The sequence below is a fragment of the Pectobacterium atrosepticum genome, assembly GCA_019056595.1.
In the GTDB taxonomy this organism is placed as follows: domain Bacteria; phylum Pseudomonadota; class Gammaproteobacteria; order Enterobacterales; family Enterobacteriaceae; genus Pectobacterium; species Pectobacterium atrosepticum.
Genome location: CP036163.1, coordinates 2,485,558 through 2,505,918, shown reverse-complemented (window position 1 = coordinate 2,505,918; position 20,361 = coordinate 2,485,558). Strand labels below are relative to the sequence as shown.

Below are 20,361 nucleotides of genomic sequence, written 5' to 3'. Positions count from 1 at the left end.
TGGATAGCAAAACCGAGGATAACGATGAAACTGATTCAACTTTCCGACCTCCATCTGACCGCAGAAGGCGGCACTTTGCACGGTCGCGATCCCGAGCGGCAACTGAAAGCGGCGATTGCCGATATCAACGCACACCATCGCGATGTCGATCTGGTGGTCATCTCTGGCGATCTGTCTGATGACGGGAGTGTGGCATCCTATGCGTTTCTGGCATCGGCGCTGGCTGAACTACTGGTTCCCTGGCGTGTAACGATGGGAAATCACGACGATCGGGACGTGTTTTTGGCCCAGTTCCCGACGCTGTCGGATGACAATGGATTTGTGCAGAGCGCGACGGCGGTAGGAGATGATTACGTCATTCTGCTGGACTCGTTACATGCAGGTGAAGTGGCCGGAACGCTGTGCTCCGTGCGATTGGCATGGCTTGAGCAACAGCTTCAGGCTGCTGAAGGAAAGAATGTGTTCCTGTTCCTGCACCATCCACCGATGTCGATTGGACTGCCAGCGCTTGATGACGTCCGGCTGGCACCTGAGGCGGCAGAGACGCTGTATCAGGTGTGTCACCGCGTCGGTAACGTGCGGCATATTTCTGCGGGGCATGTACACCGGCCTGCCAGCGGTGGCTGGCGGGGCATATCGTTCAGTACGATACGCGGCACCAATCATCAGTCTGCCTTGCGTTTCGCACCGGGGTTTGAAGTCAGTCTGGAAGCTCCGCAGTACGCTATTTTTCTGACGACGAAAGACGGGCATACCGTGCATTTTCACGATTTCCCTTGTTACTGACGGCGTATTTCCTTTCGTTTAATCATATTTTTATGCAGTCTGGGAGACGGTTTCGTGCGCGATAATGTCGTTATTTTCATGCTACCTCGTAGCACGCGCCCGACACGGGACGGCTTGTATCTTATCCCATGTGGTGATTAGCTATCCCCACATGGGACAGAGAGAGTTTCAACGGGCGGCAAAGATAAACCTTGTGATTGAGTTAAAACCCTCTGTTTCACCTTTCACGCCAGCATTAACATTGAACGGTTACCTAGAGCACTGACTCTGAATGTACAAGCGGAACGGGCGTGACGGCTTCAGTGAAAGGGGGACATTATGTATTACGTCGGCATTGATATCAGTAAACGTTTTATCGATGTGTGCTTATTGGTTGATGGCATTAAAGGTAAGCGTAGGACAAAAGTTTTACCCAATGGCACAAACTCGACAGAATCTCTGACGCAATGGTTAGCGTTGCAAAAGTGCGAGCCCGTCCAGGCTCATATCATAATAGAATCCACCGGTATTTATCACGAACACCTGGCCTATGGTCTCCATCAGGCTGGTATTCTGGTGTCCGTGATAAATCCACATCGGATACGAGAATTCGCCAAAGGAATGGGGATATTGACCAAAACGGATAAGGTTGATGCTTATGTGTTTGCCTGTTACGGCTGCTTAAAACAACCGGATGGCTGGGCTCCCCCTTCGGAAGAAGTAAGGAAACTCAAGGCATTGCTACAGCACAGGGATAATCTGCTGAATGATAAACAACGCATAGAAAATCGTCTGAACACGTTAAAATCCACAAGACCTCCAGAGGAAATTGTGGGGTCATTGGAATCGATTGAGCAAAATTTAAAGGACGAACTGGCAAGGATTGAGCGTCTGATCGCGGATCACATAGATAAGCATCCCGGGCTAAAAAATGACCTGAAACTTCTGAAGTCGATTAGTGGTGTTGGTGAACAAATCGGATGGAACATGCTAGCAATACTCCGAAGCAATAACTTTAGGAGTGCGGAACAGGTGGCCTCATATCTGGGGGTTATCCCGGTTGAGCGTCGCTCAGGCAGCTCGGTACGTGGCCGGGCAAGGTTATCAAAAATAGGGCCACCGGGTATTCGGGCAAAACTCTATATGGGAGCCATAGCTGCCATCAGCCATAATCATCATGTGAAAGCGCAGTATGAACGGCTATTGCTAAAAGGAAAGTCGAAGATGTTGGCAATAGGTGCGGCGATGAGAAAACTGGTCCATCTGTGTTATGGCGTACTTCATACTCAGCAGCCCTATGATAAAAATTATGGGATGATGCCCCATTAAAATGCTTGACCGGCAACACGGTTACTCAAGCGCCGCTCGCCCCGTGACCCCAGGCTTTTTGGCGTGAATTACGCCGCTGCGCGGTGCCTTCGTCGATCGTTCCCGCTTTCGAGCCGCCAGTGACGCGTTTACTCGCCCCATAAATGGGACTCACCCTTCGGGCCAGCACAAGTGCTGTTCAAAAACGTCTCTGACGTTTTGTCTGACGTGGCGCAAGCTTTCGCCGCGTCCCTGCGGCTCATCCTAAGCCCGCTATCTCCTCAGCATAATTTTTTACGCCAGATAACGGCAAAACCCACGATACCTCTGGGTTCGCGAATAAAGGTCACCACTCCTGATCCATCATGAACTTTTTTCATTTACCGTGAGTAATCATCACCACCTGTCGGGCTGAAAAACGTTGACTCTTTAAGCAGATTACGTCATTTTCTATATAGACGTCTAAACGTATAGACGTGTAGCGAATGATGATAACAATCACGGTCAACGGGGTAGCAGGTATGAGCTTTTTTCACGCAAACCAGCGGGAAGCGCTGAATCAAAGTCTGGCGGAATTGCAGGGACGAATTAATGTGTCATTCGAATTTTTCCCGCCACGTACCAGCGATATGGAAGAGACCCTGTGGAACTCGATTGATCGACTGAGCAGCCTGAAGCCCAAGTTTGTCTCCGTGACCTACGGGGCGAATTCTGGCGAGCGTGACCGTACTCACAGCATTATCAAAACGATTAAAGAGCGTACCGGTCTTGAAGCGGCACCTCACCTGACCTGTATTGACGCTTCACGTGAACAGCTACGTGAAATCGCGCAGGATTACTGGCAGAGCGGTATCCGCCATATTGTCGCGCTGCGCGGCGACTTACCCCCAGAAGGTGGCAAGCCGGAAATGTACGCGGCGGATCTGGTTTCTCTGCTGAAAGAAGTTGGTGATTTCGATATTTCGGTTGCCGCCTATCCTGAAGTGCACCCTGAAGCTAAAAGCGCGCAGGCTGACCTGATTAATCTGAAGCACAAGATTGATGCTGGTGCGAATCGTGCCATCACGCAGTTCTTTTTCGATGTAGAAAGCTATCTGCGGTTCCGCGACCGCTGTGTAGCGACGGGCATCGATGTAGAAATTGTGCCGGGTATTCTGCCAGTATCGAATTTCAAACAGTTGCAACGATTTGCCACAATGACAAACGTACGTGTGCCAAACTGGATGACCAGCGTATTTGACGGCCTGGATAACGACCCAGAAACCCGCAAAATGGTAGGTGCGTCTATCGCGATGGACATGGTGAAAATCCTGAGTCGCGAAGGGGTAAAAGATTTCCACTTCTATACGTTGAACCGAGCTGAGCTGAGCTACGCTATTTGCCACACGCTGGGTGTCCGCCCTGACGTGGCACGCTGAGGCGACGCGCAAGATTTCAGGAAGAAAAATGGCTGTCACGTAGTTGCGGTAGATTCAGGTATTGGAATTCCTGAATCTACGGCTTGTGGGAGCCTTGAAAGGGAGGAGTCTCAAGGATGAGATTCCAATTCGTAAGGTTCTGCTGACAGTCACTGATCTGAACCACCGTTTATCTCCCGAGCCTGTTTTCATCGCTAATAGTTTTTATTTCTAATAACACGATGATGGCCGCTCGGCGACGTTATTAGCCATTCCCTCTGAATATTCGAATCCTATTTTTTCTACTCGCTTATTTTCCATATCGTTAGTTGCTTTGTCTTCTGGTCAGCTTTCCAGACATCGGTCGTGAGGGTATCGCTGACCGACGCACACAAAATGCTGTCGACGCCAAATCGCTTGAAGATATCAGTCCGCTTGTTATAGCGTGGCTGAGGGCTGGTAGGTATGCCCTGATGGTACCGAAACCGTAAAAATATTGTTTTATTCTTGTAGAAATAAATAGATACGCTTCGGTGGGATATATTATTCATTTTGGATGTTGATAGGGATTGTCGTTCATTGGTATCCTATCTATCGCTGTTAGCTATCATGATAAGGAGAATAATAATGAATATTCGGGACTTAGAGTATCTTGTCGCGCTGGCGGAGCATCGCCACTTTCGGCGTGCGGCGGATTCCTGCCATGTAAGTCAGCCAACACTCAGTGGACAGATTCGTAAGTTGGAAGATGAGCTAGGCGTGATGCTGCTGGAGCGCACCAGTCGCAAGGTACTATTTACGCAGGCTGGGCTGCTGTTGGTCGAGCAGGCGCGGACGGTATTACGCGAGGTCAAGGTATTAAAAGAGATGGCTAGCCAGCAGGGTGAAAGCATGTCTGGGCCACTGCACATTGGCCTTATCCCCACGGTGGGGCCTTATCTGCTGCCGCAAATCATTCCGATGCTGCACCGTACATTTCCCAAGCTTGAAATGTATCTGCACGAAGCGCAAACACACCAACTGCTTGCCCAGTTGGACAGCGGAAAACTGGACTGTGCCATTCTGGCGATGGTGAAAGAGTCCGAAGCCTTTATCGAAGTTCCCCTGTTTGACGAGCCGATGAAACTGGCGATTTATCAGGACCACCCTTGGGCGAACCGCGAACGCGTGGCGATGTCCGATCTGGCGGGTGAAAAGCTGCTGATGCTGGAAGACGGCCACTGCCTGCGCGATCAGGCAATGGGCTTCTGTTTTCAGGCTGGGGCTGATGAAGATACGCATTTCCGGGCGACCAGTCTGGAGACACTGCGTAACATGGTCGCTGCCGGAAGTGGTATTACGCTGTTACCAGCGTTATCGGTTCCGCGTGAGCGTGAACGCGATGGCGTCTGCTATCTACCGTGCTATAAACCGGAACCTAAGCGTACTATCGCGCTGGTGTATCGCCCCGGTTCACCGCTGCGCGCACGCTATGAGCAGCTTGCTGATACCATCCGCGAGCATATGCAGGGCTATATGGAAAACCTGTCAAAATAAGCGGTTAAGTCCGTTCAACGCCGCCACGCGGTAAGCTTCTGCCATGGTTGGATAGTTGAAGGTGGTATTAACGAAATATTCGATAGTATTACCTTCACCTTTCTGTTCCATGATGGCCTGCCCGATGTGGATAATCTCAGCGGCGCGCTCTCCAAAGCAGTGAATACCCAAAATCTGTTTCGTTTCGCGGTGAAACAGAATCTTCAAGCTCCCCACATTCATCCCAACAATCTGCGCTCGTGCCAGATGTTTGAACTGTGCTCGACCAACTTCATAAGGCACTTTCATCGCGGTGAGCTCTTGCTCGGTTTTCCCCACAGAGCTGATTTCTGGGATGGTATAAATGCCGGTGGGAATATCTTCTATCAGATGTGCGCTGGCGTCGCCTTTAATGATTGCTTGCGCGGCGAGCCGACCCTGATCGTAAGCGGCTGATGCCAGACTGGGATAACCGATAACATCACCGATGGCATAAATATGTGCCAGCGCGGTCTGGTACATACTGTTGACCTTGAGTTGGCCGCGGCTGTCGGTGCTCAGGCCGATATTTTCCAGCCCCAGCGTTTCCGTGTTCCCCGTGCGTCCGTTGGCATAGAGTAGACAATCCGCCTTCATCTTTTTGCCTGATTTCAGATTGACGATGACGCCGTCAGACAGCCCTTCAATACTGTCGAATTCTTCGTTGTGGCGGATAACTACGCCGTTGTTCCAGAAATGGTAGGACAGCGCATCCGACATTTCCTGATCGAGAAAGGCCAGCAGCCTATCGCGGGTGTTGATTAAATCGACTTTAACGCTCAGGCCGCGAAAGATAGAGGCATACTCGCAGCCGATAACGCCCGCGCCATAGATGATGACGTGCTGAGGCTCGTGGTCGAGTTGCAGAATAGAGTCGCTGTCATAAATGCGCGGGTGGTTGAAGTCGACTTCTACCGGATGGTACGGGCGTGACCCCGTGGCGATAATGATATTCGCGGCAGTCAGCGTTTCATGGGTATTGTCTGGGTAGTGAACGGCAATCGTATGCGCGTCGATAAAGCTGGCTTCACCGGAGAATAACTCGCACTGATTACGCTCATAAAATCCTTGTCGCATACGGGTTTGCTGACCAATGACGCTGTCGGCATGGCGTAGGATGTCGGAAAATGAAGAGCGAATAATGCGGGAGTTGTCACTGTAGAGGGGGTTTTGATTGAACTCGATAATACGGCTGACGGCGTGGCGGAGGGCTTTGGAAGGAATTGTACCCCAGTGGGTACAGCCGCCGCCGACATTGTAGTGGCGTTCAATCACCGCAATTTTAGCACCGTGCTTGGCCAATCCCATTGCTGCACCTTCACCGCCGGGACCGGAACCAATAATGATGGCATCATAATCGAATTGGTGTTCTAGAGTCATGGTAGGTTAACCCTGTTTTTATACAAATTAATAACGCAACTGTAACATTGTGCGATTGTAGCATCGACTGCGGCAGAACCCAATCATCCCTGCCTTTACTATGGAAACAGATTCTCACATTCTTAATATGGCAAACTTTGTCTCATTCTGTGGACAATAAAGTTTGCTATAGTGCCCCTCTGGAAAGGGGAGAGATCATTTGGGCAGCATAATGGGTGTCAGAGCACAACAAAAAGAACGGACTCGTCGTTCCCTTATTGAAGCTGCATTTAGCCAGTTAAGCGCTGAGCGCAGCTTTGCCAGCTTGAGCCTGCGTGAAGTCGCCCGTGAAGCGGGTATTGCGCCGACATCTTTCTATCGTCATTTTCGAGACGTGGATGAGCTGGGGCTGACAATGGTTGACGAAAGCGGATTAATGCTGCGCCAGCTAATGCGGCAGGCCCGGCAACGTATCGCCAAAACGGGTAGCGTAATCAGGACGTCGGTTTCCACCTTCATGGAGTTTATCGGCAATAATCCGAATGCGTTCCGGCTATTACTGCGTGAACGTTCAGGGACGTCGGCGGCTTTCCGTGCGGCGGTCGCGCGTGAGATTCAGCATTTTATCGCTGAACTGGCGGATTATCTTGAGGTGGAAAACCATATTCCCCGCAGCTTCGCAGAAGCGCAGTCGGAAGCGATGGTGACTATTGTTTTCAGTGCGGGAGCAGAAGCCTTAGATGTTTCGCTGGAACAGCGTAAACAGCTGGAAGAACGACTGGTACTGCAACTGCGGATGATCGCCAAAGGTGCCTATTACTGGTACAGAAAAGAACACGACAGTAGCTTTACTGTGCCATAAACCCTCTATACCAACATGAGAAGGGAGAAACCATGACAGAAAAGCCTCACCAAGAAAAAGGTACGCTGGTTTTGGCGCTGATTGCGGGCTTATCCGTCAACGGCGCGTTCGCTGCCTTGTTCAGCAGTATTGTTCCGTTCTCTATTTTTCCTCTGATTGCGCTGGTATTGTCCATCAACTGCCTGCATCAACGTTATTTGCACCACAGTATGCCGGAAGGTATTCCGATGCTGGCGGCGGCCAGTTTTTTGCTGGGTTTATTGATTTACAGCGCCATCGTGCGCGTTGAATATCCCGCCATCGGATCGAACTTTATTCCTTCAATCCTGTGCGTGGCATTGGTTTTCTGGATTGGTTTGAGACTGCGTCGCAGAAAAACGACGGAGTCGGTATCAACAGAAGAGAGCGAAACGCTGTAGCGGGTGAATGCTGGCGGGGTGGCCCGCCAGTTTGTGTGCGTTACTGACGTTTTTCCAACAGTACGCCACACTCCATATGATGGGTGTAAGGGAATTGATCGAACAGCGCCAGACGGCGAATGTCGTGGGTTTCCGATAGCGTTTTCAGGTTGTTGCTCAACGTTTCCGGGTTACAGGAAATATAAAGAATACGCGGATACGCCTGCACCAATTTCACCGTTTCGTCATCCAGTCCGCTGCGCGGCGGGTCAACAAAAATGGTCTCGCACTGGTAGCTCGTCAGATCGATACCCTGTAAGCGGTTAAACTGACGCACACCCTGCATAGCTTGCGTAAATTCTTCTGCCGCCATGCGGATAATCTGCACGTTCTCTATCTGATTCGCGGCAATATTATATTGTGCAGCCGCGACGGATGGCTTGGCGATTTCGGTCGCCAGCACGCGCTCGAAGTTTCTTGCCAGCGCGAGTGAAAAATTGCCATTACCGCAATACAGCTCCAGCAAATCTCCTTTCGAGCCCGCCGTGGCATCCAACGCCCATTCCAGCATCTGAATATTTACTGCAGCATTCGGCTGTGTGAAGCTGTTTTCTACCTGTCGGTAAATCATATTCCGACCTGCAACCGGCAGGCATTCATCGACATAATCGCGATCGAGGCAGATTTTGGTTTTTGTCGCGCGACCAATCAACTGTAGGTTGAACCCTTGCGCCGTCAGGCTATCGCGCAGTGCGCGGGCATGTTCCTGCCATTCTTCGTTCAGAGCGCGGTGATACAACAGAGAAACAATCACTTCGCCGCTTAGGGTCGACAGATAATCTATCTGGAATAGCTTACGGCGCAGTACGGGGTCAGGCTGAATTGCGGCAAGCATCTCCGGCATCAGGCGGTTAATGAGTTCGCTGGCTGCAGGGAATCGATCGACTCGGATGCGTTGTTTGGTCTGCTGGTCAAACATGATGTGGTAAAGCTCGTCACCATCGTGCCAGATACGGAATTCGGCGCGCATCCGATAGTGACTGACGGGAGAACGGAAGACGGCAGGCTCCGGTGCGTTGAAAGGTGCCATCATTCCACGTAGACGCTCCGTTTTCTCCGCAAGCTGGTCGTCATAGTCTTCGATGGGCAGGATTTCTGGCGTCATGGATTTCTCGTCTGAATAGCGTCTAAAAGGGCGTTATTGGCCGGGAATTGTAGGGAATCCGGTCAGAAAGTCCAGTTTTGTTACGTTATTATCCTGTAGTGAAGTAGAAGTCTAGACTTCCGTAACTCGCGATTGTAGGATGAGCGTCCGGCCTTGTATCACAAGTCAAAAGGGAATCCAGTGTAAATCTGGAGCTGACGCGCAGCGGTAAGGAATGCCCGAGCGATAGCATTATTGCAGACACTGTTATGTACTCTAAATATTTCGAGTTGTAGGACAAAACGTTAACGTTTTGAACAGCGCACATGCAACTTGAAGTATGCTGGGTATCGATGGGAAGTCATCGCTTTCGTTGTATCCCCTACTGTTGTTGACGGTTTGTGGTAACAACGGCATCCAAGCCCGAAGACCTGCCGGAATACGTCGCAATTGGTTCTGCATATCGCGTGCTATTAACAGAATCTGCGGCATCCTTATTATCTCTCGGATGCATTAACAATGATTAAAAAAATTTCGCTGCTGACGGCGCTTTCCGTCACGGCATTTTCTGGCTGGGCGCAGGAAACGGATAACAATGCCATGGTGGTTACTGCTAACCGTTTTCAACAGCCAGTAAACAGTGTCTTGGCACCGACAACCGTGGTTACTCGTGAAGAGATCGACCGCTGGCAGGCAAAAAGCCTAACTGATGTTATGCGTCGTTTACCTGGTGTGGATATCGGACAAAATGGTGGATTAGGGCAAAAAAGCTCGTTGTTTATTCGTGGGACTAACTCTAGCCACGTGCTCGTACTGATCGATGGTATTCGGCTGAATCAGGCAGGTATTAGTGGGTCATCTGACCTCAGCCAAATTCCTCTCTCACTGGTGCAGAAAGTTGAATATATTCGTGGTTCACGCTCTGCGGTTTATGGGTCTGACGCTATTGGTGGTGTGGTAAATATTATCACCACCAGAGAGAAGAACGGCACCACATTGAACGCTGGTGTGGGATCAAAAGGTTATCAATCCTACGATGCTGCAACGCAGCAAGCATTAGGCGACAGCACAACAGCGACATTGGCCGGTAATTACGTTTACACCAAAGGATTTGACGTGGTTGCTTACGGTACTGCTTCGCCTGCGCAGCCTGACCGTGACGGATTTATGAGTAAATCGTTGTATGGTACGGTTGAACATAAATTTGGTGATCAATTCAGCGGTTTTCTTCGGGGCTATGGTTATGACAACCGCACTGACTACGACAACTTCTCTTCGGTAGATACTCGTCAGCTTTATAGCCAAACATGGGATACCGGCCTGCGCTATCAGAGTGGTATTTACTCCACACAGTTAATTGGAAGCTATAGCCATAGCAAAGATTATGACTACGATCCGCTCAGAGGTCTGCATAGCAGCGGTTCGACGTTAGTTGATTCCCAGCAATACAACGCACAGTGGGGCAATGTGCTGCAAGTGGGCGCGGGTACGGTGAGTGCTGGAGTTGATTGGCAGGATCAGATCATTAAGCCGGATTCAACCAGCGTGAACCGAGAAGAAAGTCAAAATAATACAGGTATTTACCTTACTGGACAGCAACGCTTTGCCTCCATAGTGCTTGAAGGATCTGTTCGTGGTGACGATCAATCTGAATTCGGTTGGCATAATACTTGGCGAACAGGGGCGTCCTGGGAGTTTATTGAAGGTTATAGCTTGATTGCTTCTTATGGCACTGCATTTAAAGCGCCAAATATGGGGCAATTATATGGAAGGTTTGGCAGCAACCGTGACCTTCAGCCAGAAGAAAGCAAACAGTGGGAAAGTGGAGTTGAAGGTCTTACTGGGCCAGTTATATGGAGGGTTTCTGGATACCGCAATGACATCGACAACCTGATTGATGCAACAGGCAGCACTGGTTACGTTTATGAAAATGTCGGTAAAGCCAAAATCAAAGGGATTGAAGCCACCGCTAGTTTTGACACTGGGCCTGTCGGCCATCGTATTAGCTATGATTATGTTGACTCGCGCAATGCCATCACTGATGAGCCGTTGGCTCGCCGTGCAAAGCAGCAGGTAAAATATCAACTGGATTGGCAGGTGTACGATCTTGATTGGAGTGTAACGTATCAATATCTGGGAAGCCGTTACGACAAAGATTATGGCAATTATATCCCAGCGGTTGATGACTATCAGACAGTCAAGCTTGGTGGTGTAAGCCTATGGGATCTCGCCGCATCATATCCAGTCACCTCTCATCTGACGGTTCGTGGTAGAATCGCCAACCTGTTTGATAAAGATTATGAGACGGCATATGGCTACCGCACGGCAGGGCGAGAATACTATCTCACTGGAAGCTATACCTTCTAACCTGCCATCCCGTCCTACGATTCTGGTGTTTGATTCCGGCGTAGGCGGGCTGTCTGTTTATGATGAAATCCGGCAACTCCTGCCGGATCTTCACTATATATACGCATTCGATAATGAAGCGTTTCCTTATGGTGAGAAATCACAGCAATTTATTATCGAGCGTGTGGTTGAGATTGTCAGTGCAGTTCAACAACGCCATCAGCTCGCATTGGTTGTGATTGCTTGCAATACGGCAAGTACGATTTCCCTTCCTGCTTTACGTGAACGTTTTACTTTCCCTGTCGTGGGCGTCGTCCCTGCGGTTAAACCTGCGGCTAAGCTGACGCGCAACGGCGTTGTTGGCCTACTGGCGACGCGGGCAACCGTTCAACGCCCGTATACACACGAGCTGATTACCCGTTTTGCTACGGATTGCCAGATTTTGTCGCTGGGATCGTCGGAACTGGTTGAGTTGGCAGAGGCTAAATTGCAGGGGGAGGCGATCTCAATTTCTGAACTGCAAAAAATTCTGCGTCCTTGGCTACGTCTGACAGAGCCACCAGATACGGTTGTGCTTGGCTGTACGCATTTCCCATTGTTGGCAGAAGAGCTGAAGATGGTTTTGCCTGAAGGGACGCGTCTTGTGGATTCTGGCGCTGCTATAGCCAAAAGAACGGCATGGCTGATTGCTAATCTGGATAATCCTCCGCTTTCTACAGATAGGAATCTGGTTTATTGCCTGAAGATTACGCCTAAAGTGGCCACGCTGTGGCCAATATTGCAGCGTTATGGCTTCAATTCGCTGGAAAAACTGCCACTTTAATCGCATTGTGGGTGAATAGTAGACAAGCGATAATTATTTTGCATTTAGCGCTTGTCAGCGGGCGAGAAGTCCCTATAATGCGCATCCACTGGCACGGCAACAGCGACTTACGAAGTTGGTGTGACAGAAAAGATTCAACGAAGGCGGTCAGTAATGACTTGACTTCACAGCGGAAAAGCATAATATATGCGGCCCGCGCCACGGAAGACGTGGCACTGCTCTTTAACAATATAATCAGACAATCTGTGTGGGCACTCACAAGACCGTATCTTAAACGATATAAAAAGTCTTGAAGAGTGAACAACAGTGAAATTCATTACGAATAAACAGTTTTAATTCTTTGAGCATCGCTGACGAGTTCAGCAAATCAAACAAATCTTAAATTGAAGAGTTTGATCATGGCTCAGATTGAACGCTGGCGGCAGGCCTAACACATGCAAGTCGAGCGGTAGCACAGAAGAGCTTGCTCTTTGGGTGACGAGCGGCGGACGGGTGAGTAATGTCTGGGAAACTGCCTGATGGAGGGGGATAACTACTGGAAACGGTAGCTAATACCGCATAACGTCTTCGGACCAAAGAGGGGGACCTTCGGGCCTCTTGCCATCAGATGTGCCCAGATGGGATTAGCTAGTAGGCGGGGTAATGGCCCACCTAGGCGACGATCCCTAGCTGGTCTGAGAGGATGACCAGCCACACTGGAACTGAGACACGGTCCAGACTCCTACGGGAGGCAGCAGTGGGGAATATTGCACAATGGGCGCAAGCCTGATGCAGCCATGCCGCGTGTGTGAAGAAGGCCTTCGGGTTGTAAAGCACTTTCAGTCGACCTCCTGCGGAGTACGGCATCAAGGTTAAAACTCAAATGAATTGACTGGGGCCCGCACAAGCGGTGGAGCATGTGGTTTAATTCGATGCAACGCGAAGAACCTTACCTACTCTGTGAAATGTTGGGTTAAGTCCCGCAACGAGCGCAGCCCTTATCGTTAGTAGCCAGCGCGTAATGGAGGGAACTCTAGTGAAACTGCCGTCGTAAGACGCGAGGAAGGAGGGGATGATGTCAAGTCATCATGGCCTGTACGAGTAGGGCTACACACGTGCTACAATGGCGTATACAAAGAGAAGCTCGGAATCGCTAGTAATCGTATATCAGCAATGCTACGGTGAATACGTTCCCGGGCCTTGTACACACCGCCCGTCACACCATGGGAGTGGGTTGCAAAAGAAGTAGGTAGCTTAACCTTCGGGAGGGCGCTTACCACTTTGTGATTCATGACTGGGGTGAAGTCGTAACAAGGTATCCGAGTTGTGATGAGTCAGTGTGTCAATGAGTCTCTCAAATAATGGCAGCGCGATGATGAATCGAAAGAAACATCTTAGTCTTCCCTGGGCACTAGATGCCCCTGAAGGGCCGTTGAAGACTACGACGTAGATAGGCTGGGTGTGTAAGCGTAGCGATACGTTGAGCTAACCAGTACTAATGACCCGAGAGGCTTAACCTTACAACACCGAAGGTGTTTTGTGGGTGACTCATATAAAACGATATTCAGCTTGTTCGAAGATTGGTTCTGATGGTTACGGAGATGACAAAAAGTCATGATAAGTAACGGTTGGAATGAAACAGAATTTGCCTGGCGGCGATAGCGCGGTGGTCCCACCTGACCCCATGCCGAACTCAGAAGTGAAACGCCGTAGCGCCGATGGTAGTGTGGGGTCTCCCCATGTGAGAGTAGGGAACTGCCAGGCATCAAATTAAGCAGTAAGCCGGAGCAATCTGGTGGTTGTAGAGAAATTCGGTGGAGCGGTAGTTCAGTTGGTTAGAATACCTGCCTGTCACGCAGGGGGTCGCGGGTTCGAGCCCCGTCCGTTCCGCCACTTATTAAAAATTATGCCTGCTAACTTTAGCAGGCATAATGTTAAGAATAATTTAGGGGCGTAGCTCAGTTGGTAGAGCACCGGTCTCCAAAACCGGGTGTCGCGAGTTCGAGTCTCTCCGCCCCTGCCAAATAAAACCCTTCACGTTATCGTGAAGGGTTTTTTTTGATTTGTACTCTATGCTAAATCCTGCCTTGTATACCTCCCCTCGATTTCTTCATTATTCCTCTTTTTTGAATAGCCATAAACTCTAAGGTATTGTTATTTAATAGATAAAGACCTTTGATGTCCTTCTGAACGATCGTGCTTATTTAGCTGTAAATATGCACAAAATCACCGTAATACCAGGTTGTGAACTTGCTCATCTACCTTGTTCGATATTTGAACTAAAACTATCTACAACCTGAGTGAGGGTAAATCGTTTTTCACAGCGATCCTTCAGGTTGCATTCACTTGCTAGTTATACCTGCCAACATTACATCGGCAGCGCTATAGCATAAATTCGTAGCGCTACGCTGTACCTGAAATCTGACTAAGTAGCTGTAAGACTACACAGAAGGAGTTTAAGTATGTACAGACGTTTACTGGTAGCTGTTGCTGTAAGCACGGCATTATGTGGTGCCGTACAGGCAAAACCCTTGACGGTTGGGTTTTCTCAGATTGGTTCAGAATCAGGATGGCGCTCTGCAGAGACTAAAGTGTCGAAGCAAGAAGCAGAGAAGCGTGGAATAACGCTAAAAATTGCTGATGCTCAGCAGAAACAAGAGAACCAGATTAAGGCTGTACGGTCATTCATCGCTCAGAGTGTTGATGCCATATTTATCGCACCGGTCGTTGCTACAGGCTGGGCACCAGTCTTACAGGAAGCTAAAGAAGCAAAAATCCCGGTATTCCTGCTTGATAGAACGATTGAGGTTAGCGATCCATCGCTGTACACCGCTGCTATTGCCTCTGACAGTGTCTATGAAGGAAAAGTGGCAGGGGAATGGCTTGTGAAAGAGGCTGCAGGTAAACCGTGTAATGTTGTCGAATTGCAGGGAACGGTTGGGGCTAGCGTTGCGATCAACCGCAAGAAAGGGTTTGCTGAAGGTATAGCTTCAGATCCACAGATAAAAATTATTCGATCACAGTCAGGAGACTTTACTCGCAGTAAGGGTAAAGAGGTCATGGAAAGCTTTATTAAAGCTGAGCAGAACGGAAAAAATATCTGCGCGGTTTATGCACATAATGATGATATGGCTATAGGTGCTATTCAGGCAATTAAAGAGGCAGGCCTAAAACCTGGCTCACAAATAAAAGTTGTCTCTATTGATGGTGTTCCCGATATTTTCAAGGCCATGATGAATGGTGAAGCCAATGCTACCGTTGAGTTAACACCCAATATGGCTGGACCTGCTTTTGATGCTTTATTAGCGATGAAGAAGGACGGAAAACAGCCAGAAAAATTTATTCAGACAGAGTCTCGTTTATTGCTGTCCGATACGGCAAAACAGGAGTATGAAACCAAAAAAGATCTTGGTTATTGATCTTTATATTGTGAACTTATCATTTATATAAATTTTGCTAAATACCTAGCAGAAATATGAATATGGAAAAGTGGGTTTACCCTATTTTCTGCTCCTGTAAACAAAAGGGCAGAGAATATTGTTAGCCTACTTACCATAATATTGCTCAGGTATGACGTAGCCTTGTTAAGTTGTCGTATAGGTGATGCTGATGGAAACGACACGGTTGTTAGATATTCGGAGCATGAGCGTTGAATTTCCAGGGGTGAAAGCATTAGATCAGGTGGACTTTACGCTTAATCGCGGCGAGATAGTTGCTCTACTGGGGGAAAATGGTGCAGGGAAATCAACGCTAATTAAGGCGCTGACTGGTGTTTACCATCGCTCATCGGGTGACATTATCCTCGATGGCATAGCGATTAATCCTGTTAATACGGCCCATGCTCAGTCATTGGGCATCGGTACGGTATATCAAGAGGTTAATCTATTACCGAATCTGTCTGTTGCGGCAAATTTATTTATTGGCCGTGAACCCACACGATGGGGCATTGTTGATCAACACAAAATCCTGCTTCAGGCCGAGGCCCTGTTATTGAACTATGGGCTGGCTATTGATGTTAGTCATCCGCTTGGAAATTATTCCATTGCAGTCCAGCAAATTGTAGCGATTGCCAGAGCTGTCGATCTTTCCGCTAAAGTCTTGATTCTCGATGAACCTACCGCCAGCCTCGATGCAAAAGAAGTCGATATGCTGCTGGATATATTGCGGAAGCTACGCGATCGTGGAATCGGCATGATATTTGTCACGCATTTTCTGGATCAGGTTTACCGCATTAGCGACAGAATTACCGTTTTACGCAATGGACGGTTAGTCGGGACATTACCAACTGCAGAGCTACCGCGTATTGAATTAGTCCAAATGATGCTGGGGCACAGTTTTGATGAAACGTTACTTAAACGTGGTGAACACAGTGACGTCTCGGGTGAACCCATTGTGCAATTTAAACATTATGGTCGGCGTGGTTCGATTAACGACTTCGAGCTTTCCGTGCGTCCGGGAGAAATTGTTGGTCTGGCTGGTCTGCTGGGATCGGGCAGGACAGAAACCGCGCAACTGATATTTGGCATCAACGTGCCTGACGCCGGTGAAGCGTGGGTTGATGGTAAAAAAATCAACATTCGCACGCCGCGTGCAGCAGGAAAGCTGGGTTTTGGCTATTGCCCAGAGGATCGCAAAACTGACGGCATCGTCGGTGCAGCAACGGTACGAGAGAACATTATTCTGGCCCTTCAGGCGCAGCGCGGCTGGCTGAAGCCTATTTCTTTACGCGAGCAAACCCGTATAGCTGAAAAGTTTATCAGCCTATTGGGGATTCGCACGCCTAGTGCTGAGCAGGAAATTCAGTATCTATCGGGAGGGAATCAGCAAAAAGTACTGTTATCACGCTGGCTGGCAACAGAACCGCGTTTCTTGATTCTAGATGAGCCAACGAGAGGTATTGATGTCGGCGCGCATGCTGAAATCATTCGCCTGATCGAAAAACTGTGTGAGCAGGGAATGGCGTTATTGGTGATCTCCTCTGAACTGGAAGAGCTGACCGGTTATGCCGACCGCATCATTGTGCTGCGTGACAGGCAGCATGTTGCGCATCTCGAACATAGCGAGATCTCGGTTGCCGCAGTGATGCAGGCCATCGCAGTACAAACGGGAGCGGCTGATGACAGACAATAAAATCAAACCTGCCAGAAAAGTACGTCTAACGTTCACCAAAGGGGCGCCACAACTTCTGGCTCTCGTTGCTATCTTGCTGATTGATAGTATGGTCGCACCCAATTTTTTCTCCCTCCATATTCAGGATGGGCGCTTATTTGGGAGCCTTATCGACATCCTTAACCGCGGTGCGCCTGTTGCGCTGTTGGCATTAGGTATGACGCTGGTGATTGCAACGGGTGGCATCGATTTATCGGTTGGTGCGGTGATGGCGATTGCCGGCGCGACGGCTGCAACGCTTACTGCTGCTGGCTATCCACTTCCTTCCGTATTGCTTGCCTCATTATTGGTTGGTGCACTGTGTGGGCTATGGAATGGCTTTCTGGTTGCGGTGTTGCAGATTCAGCCGATTGTTGCGACGTTAATGCTGATGGTTGCCGGACGGGGAATCGCTCAACTGATTACCGAAGGCCAAATTATCACGTTTGATAACGCTGGGTTGGCTAAGCTGGGTAGTGGAACCCTGTTCTATCTGCCGATGCCAGTGATTATTGCCTGCGTGATGCTGCTGGTGTTATGGGCGCTGACTCGTAAAACGGCGCTTGGGCTATTTATCGAATCAGTCGGCATTAATCTGCGTTCAGCTCGCAATGCTGGCGTGAGCACGAAGCTGGTATTAGTCGCGACTTATGTCATATGCGGCGTGTGTGCCGCCGTGGCGGGCGTGATCGTAACGGCGGATATCCGAGGTGCGGATGCGAACAACGCGGGACTCTGGTTGGAATTAGATGCGATTCTGGCTGTGGTGATCGGTGGCGGTTCGCTACTCGGGGGGCGCTTTAATTTGCTGCTCTCTGTCGTCGGCGCATTGATTATTCAAAGTATGAATACCGGAATCCTGCTATCTGGTTATCGGCCGGAATTTAACCTTGTCCTGAAGGCACTCGTCGTTCTGCTGGTTTTGATTATGCAATCTCCACGCATTTCGCTGCATCACCTGTTCAGGAGGAAAACATAATGTTGAAACGCCACTTCCCCCTGTTGATGACGATTCTGGTATTTATTGCTGGTTATCTGTTTTGCCTCAGCCAATTTCCCGGTTTTGCTTCGACGCGAGTTTTCTTTGATTTACTGACGGATAACGCCTTTCTGGGGATCGTGGCGGTTGGGATGACGTTTGTCATTCTGTCTGGCGGGATCGATCTCTCCGTTGGGTCAGTTATTGCATTTACTGGTGTGCTATTGGCCAAATTGATCGGTACGTATGGAATTGATCCTTTCTTTGCGTTCGCAATTGCACTGGTAATGGGAGCCATGTTTGGCGGGTTGATGGGATGGATTATCGATACGCTGAAATTGCCTGCATTTATTATCACGCTTGCCGGTATGTTCTTTGTCCGAGGGATGAGCTTTATCGTTTCACAGGAGTCGATTCCCATCGATCATCCGGTCTATAGCCAATTGGCGGGTTTAGCATGGCGCATGCCTGATGGGGGACGATTTACCTTTCTGGCGTTAGTTATGTTGGTTGTGGTGCTACTGGGGATTGTAATGGCGCATCGTACCCGCTTCGGTAACCGTGTTTATGCTATAGGCGGTAACAGCTATTCTGCGGAGCTGATGGGAGTGCCTGTTAGGCGAACGACGATTCATATATACATGCTTTCCAGTATGTTAGCGGTGCTGTCAGGCATTGTTTTTTCGCTCTATACCTCAGCGGGTTATGCTCTGGCAGCAAGCGGTGTGGAGTTGGACGCCATCGCTGCTGTCGTGATCGGCGGTACGCTACTGACCGGTGGTGTCGGAACGGTATTGGGAACCCTGTTTGGCGTACTGATTCAGGGCCTGATTCAAACGTATATCACATTTGACGGCACCTTGAGCTCATGGTGGACAAAAATCGTCATCGGTTTCCTGCTGTTTGCTTTCATTGGGTTACAGAAAGCGTTAAGCACATTCTGGTTAGCCAGACGTGCTTAAGTCGGGTGTGAGCATAATCGGTCATGGATTAATCACAATAGGCGTTTTCAGCAATTGACGAATCATCGTCTGCTGATCGCTGTTTTGTAACCAAACGGCGTAAAACGGGCGTACGACGGGCTGGCTGTCGCCGACTATCCGCAGATTGGAGTACGTTTGTAACCAATGACTGGGTAAAAATGCGCAACCGCCAGTTGTTTCAAGCAGTTGGCGTGTCAAATGGGCCGATGTTGTTGTCAAAATAGGAAGCTGATCGCTGGCCAACAGGCGTGTTTCTTGCTGATGAAAATCTGCGCCCCATTCCAATTTTATATAGGGTAGTTCCTGTCCAGGTGGATGTGCTTCCGCTGCAAACAGCGAAAGGGAAAAATTACCCAGTAACTGGCTCGCCAATTCTTCCATTTTGGGTTGTTCGGTCGTAATCAACAGGTCCAATTGGCGCTCATGGAGCTGTTTTACCAAAGAGTGACGTAAGGCAATGCGTGCTTCTAACTGGAGCAACGGGCGCTGCTGGTAGAGCGATTGTAGCCAAGGCGTCAGGTACGCTTCCCATAATGAAGCGGTTGCCCCCACTGAAAGGAGGCTGTGTTGCTGTGAGCGAGCGACCTCTTTTTTAGCAATCTGCCAGGTACCGATAAGGCTTTCTGCATAGGGCAGAAGCCGTTCGCCTGCGGGGGTCAGGCGTATATTGTTCCGATGGCGTGTGAACAGGTTGGCACCAAGCTGCGTCTCTAACTGGCGAATCCGAAAACTCACCGCTGACTGCGTCAGATACAGGGATTCGGCGGCACGGCCAAAGTGTCTTGTCCTGCTGACTTCCAGAAAGGTTTTTAGTAATTCGGTATCCACGTTCATCTCCAAAAAATTTTTGTCGTAATGATTTAAATGTTTTGTTTTACACAATGTCAAGCCTATCTAATACTCCGCGCCATAAACAACACGACCATAGAAGAATTAGGAGCGTGTAAGATGGCAGAAAGCTTCTCTACCACTAATCGTTTTTTTGATAACAAGTTCTACCCGCGTGGTTTTTCCCGACATGGCGACTTTACTATTAAAGAAGCACAACTGTTGGAACGCCACGGTTACGCGTTTAACGAGTTGGATTTGGGTAAACGTGAACCAGTAACTGGGGAAGAAACATCGTTTGTTGCAATGTGTCGCGGCGAACGTAAAGCGGAAACGGAACTAGAAAAAATCTGGTCCAAATATCTGGAACGTGTCCGTCGTCCTAAACGCTTCCATACGTTGTCTGGTGGTAAGCCGCAGATGGATGCAGTAGAAGAATACACTGAAAGCGATGATTAATTAAGAATGGGGCGTTAGCCCCATTTTCT

Annotated in this window: 16 protein-coding genes, 2 tRNA genes, 1 rRNA gene, 1 riboswitch and 2 other annotated features; of the genes, 16 read left to right on the top strand and 3 right to left on the bottom strand. The window is 49.3% G+C overall.

The genetic code is table 11. The features are described 5' to 3' along the window. Positions 1–24 precede the first annotated feature (24 nt). The 4 genes from DCX48_11965 (at position 25) to oxyR (ending at position 5,006) form a co-directional block, all read left to right on the top strand. On the top strand, positions 25–786 hold the full coding sequence (locus DCX48_11965) for a phosphodiesterase (GenBank protein QXE15167.1): 762 nt from the start codon (positions 25–27) through the stop codon (positions 784–786). A gap of 318 nt (positions 787–1,104) precedes the next feature. After that, positions 1,105–2,094, top strand: a complete 990-nt coding sequence (locus DCX48_11960) for an IS110 family transposase (protein QXE15166.1) — start codon at positions 1,105–1,107, stop codon at positions 2,092–2,094. Positions 2,095–2,594: 500 nt separating this feature from the next. Beyond that, on the top strand, positions 2,595–3,491 hold the full coding sequence (locus DCX48_11955; GenBank protein ID QXE15165.1) for a methylenetetrahydrofolate reductase: 897 nt from the start codon (positions 2,595–2,597) through the stop codon (positions 3,489–3,491). Positions 3,492–4,097: 606 nt separating this feature from the next. Then, on the top strand, positions 4,098–5,006 hold the full coding sequence (gene oxyR, locus DCX48_11950; protein ID QXE15164.1) for a DNA-binding transcriptional regulator OxyR: 909 nt from the start codon (positions 4,098–4,100) through the stop codon (positions 5,004–5,006). Here the strand turns inward: oxyR and DCX48_11945 are convergent. After that, entirely contained in the window at positions 4,998–6,404 is a 1,407-nt protein-coding gene (locus DCX48_11945; GenBank protein ID QXE15163.1) for a Si-specific NAD(P)(+) transhydrogenase, read from the bottom strand. The two genes, oxyR and DCX48_11945, sit on opposite strands and share 9 nt — an antisense overlap. 199 nt (positions 6,405–6,603) lie before the next feature. Between DCX48_11945 and fabR the strand changes: the two genes are divergently transcribed. Beyond that, the gene (gene fabR, locus DCX48_11940) at positions 6,604–7,245 is read left to right on the top strand and encodes an HTH-type transcriptional repressor FabR (protein QXE15162.1); all 642 of its coding nucleotides are present in this window, start codon (positions 6,604–6,606) and stop codon (positions 7,243–7,245) included. A gap of 32 nt (positions 7,246–7,277) precedes the next feature. After that, on the top strand, positions 7,278–7,664 hold the full coding sequence (locus tag DCX48_11935) for a YijD family membrane protein (protein ID QXE15161.1): 387 nt from the start codon (positions 7,278–7,280) through the stop codon (positions 7,662–7,664). Positions 7,665–7,704: 40 nt separating this feature from the next. Here the strand turns inward: DCX48_11935 and trmA are convergent, their stop codons facing one another. Beyond that, positions 7,705–8,808, bottom strand: a complete 1,104-nt coding sequence (gene trmA / locus DCX48_11930) for a tRNA (uridine(54)-C5)-methyltransferase TrmA (protein ID QXE15160.1) — start codon at positions 8,806–8,808, stop codon at positions 7,705–7,707. Between the two features lie 131 nt (positions 8,809–8,939). Beyond that, positions 8,940–9,241: riboswitch (cobalamin riboswitch) on the top strand. 65 nt (positions 9,242–9,306) lie between these two features. On the opposite strand from trmA, the gene btuB reads away from it, so the two are divergent. The 9 genes from btuB (at position 9,307) to yjfF (ending at position 19,024) form a co-directional block, all read left to right on the top strand. After that, positions 9,307–11,154, top strand: coding sequence for a TonB-dependent vitamin B12 receptor BtuB (gene btuB / locus DCX48_11925; GenBank protein QXE15159.1), 1,848 nt, complete (start codon positions 9,307–9,309; stop codon positions 11,152–11,154). Then, positions 11,099–11,956, top strand: a complete 858-nt coding sequence (locus DCX48_11920; GenBank protein QXE15158.1) for a glutamate racemase — start codon at positions 11,099–11,101, stop codon at positions 11,954–11,956. Before btuB ends, DCX48_11920 begins: the two co-directional genes overlap by 56 nt. 380 nt (positions 11,957–12,336) lie before the next feature. Continuing rightward, positions 12,337–13,257 (top strand) — a sequence feature (possible 16S ribosomal RNA but 16S or 23S rRNA prediction is too short). Positions 13,258–13,329: 72 nt separating this feature from the next. After that, positions 13,330–13,473 (top strand) — a sequence feature (possible 23S ribosomal RNA but 16S or 23S rRNA prediction is too short). A gap of 110 nt (positions 13,474–13,583) precedes the next feature. Continuing rightward, positions 13,584–13,699 (top strand): 5S ribosomal RNA (gene rrf, locus DCX48_11915). Between the two features lie 52 nt (positions 13,700–13,751). Then, positions 13,752–13,828: transfer RNA gene (locus DCX48_11910), tRNA-Asp, on the top strand. A gap of 54 nt (positions 13,829–13,882) precedes the next feature. Continuing rightward, positions 13,883–13,958 (top strand) — tRNA-Trp (locus DCX48_11905). Positions 13,959–14,397: 439 nt separating this feature from the next. Continuing rightward, positions 14,398–15,354 carry an ABC transporter substrate-binding protein gene (locus DCX48_11900; GenBank protein QXE15157.1) on the top strand — a complete coding sequence of 319 codons (957 nt, stop codon included), beginning with the start codon at positions 14,398–14,400 and terminating at the stop codon, positions 15,352–15,354. A gap of 190 nt (positions 15,355–15,544) precedes the next feature. Next, positions 15,545–17,065 (top strand): sugar ABC transporter ATP-binding protein, encoded by a 1,521-nt coding sequence (locus DCX48_11895; GenBank protein QXE15156.1) that lies wholly within the window; start codon positions 15,545–15,547, stop codon positions 17,063–17,065. Continuing rightward, positions 17,052–18,062, top strand: coding sequence for an ABC transporter permease (locus tag DCX48_11890; protein ID QXE15155.1), 1,011 nt, complete (start codon positions 17,052–17,054; stop codon positions 18,060–18,062). Before DCX48_11895 ends, DCX48_11890 begins: the two co-directional genes overlap by 14 nt. Beyond that, the gene (gene yjfF / locus DCX48_11885) at positions 18,062–19,024 is read left to right on the top strand and encodes a sugar ABC transporter permease YjfF (GenBank protein ID QXE15154.1); all 963 of its coding nucleotides are present in this window, start codon (positions 18,062–18,064) and stop codon (positions 19,022–19,024) included. Before DCX48_11890 ends, yjfF begins: the two co-directional genes overlap by 1 nt. Positions 19,025–19,045: 21 nt before the next feature. Here the strand turns inward: yjfF and hdfR are convergent, their stop codons facing one another. Further along, positions 19,046–19,873: an HTH-type transcriptional regulator HdfR gene (gene hdfR / locus DCX48_11880; GenBank protein ID QXE15153.1), complete on the bottom strand. Its 828-nt coding sequence runs from the start codon at positions 19,871–19,873 to the stop codon at positions 19,046–19,048. 120 nt (positions 19,874–19,993) lie between these two features. Here hdfR and DCX48_11875 point away from each other — a divergent pair, with 120 nt between their 5' ends. Continuing rightward, entirely contained in the window at positions 19,994–20,332 is a 339-nt protein-coding gene (locus DCX48_11875) for a DUF413 domain-containing protein (protein ID QXE15152.1), read from the top strand. Positions 20,333–20,361 lie beyond the last annotated feature (29 nt).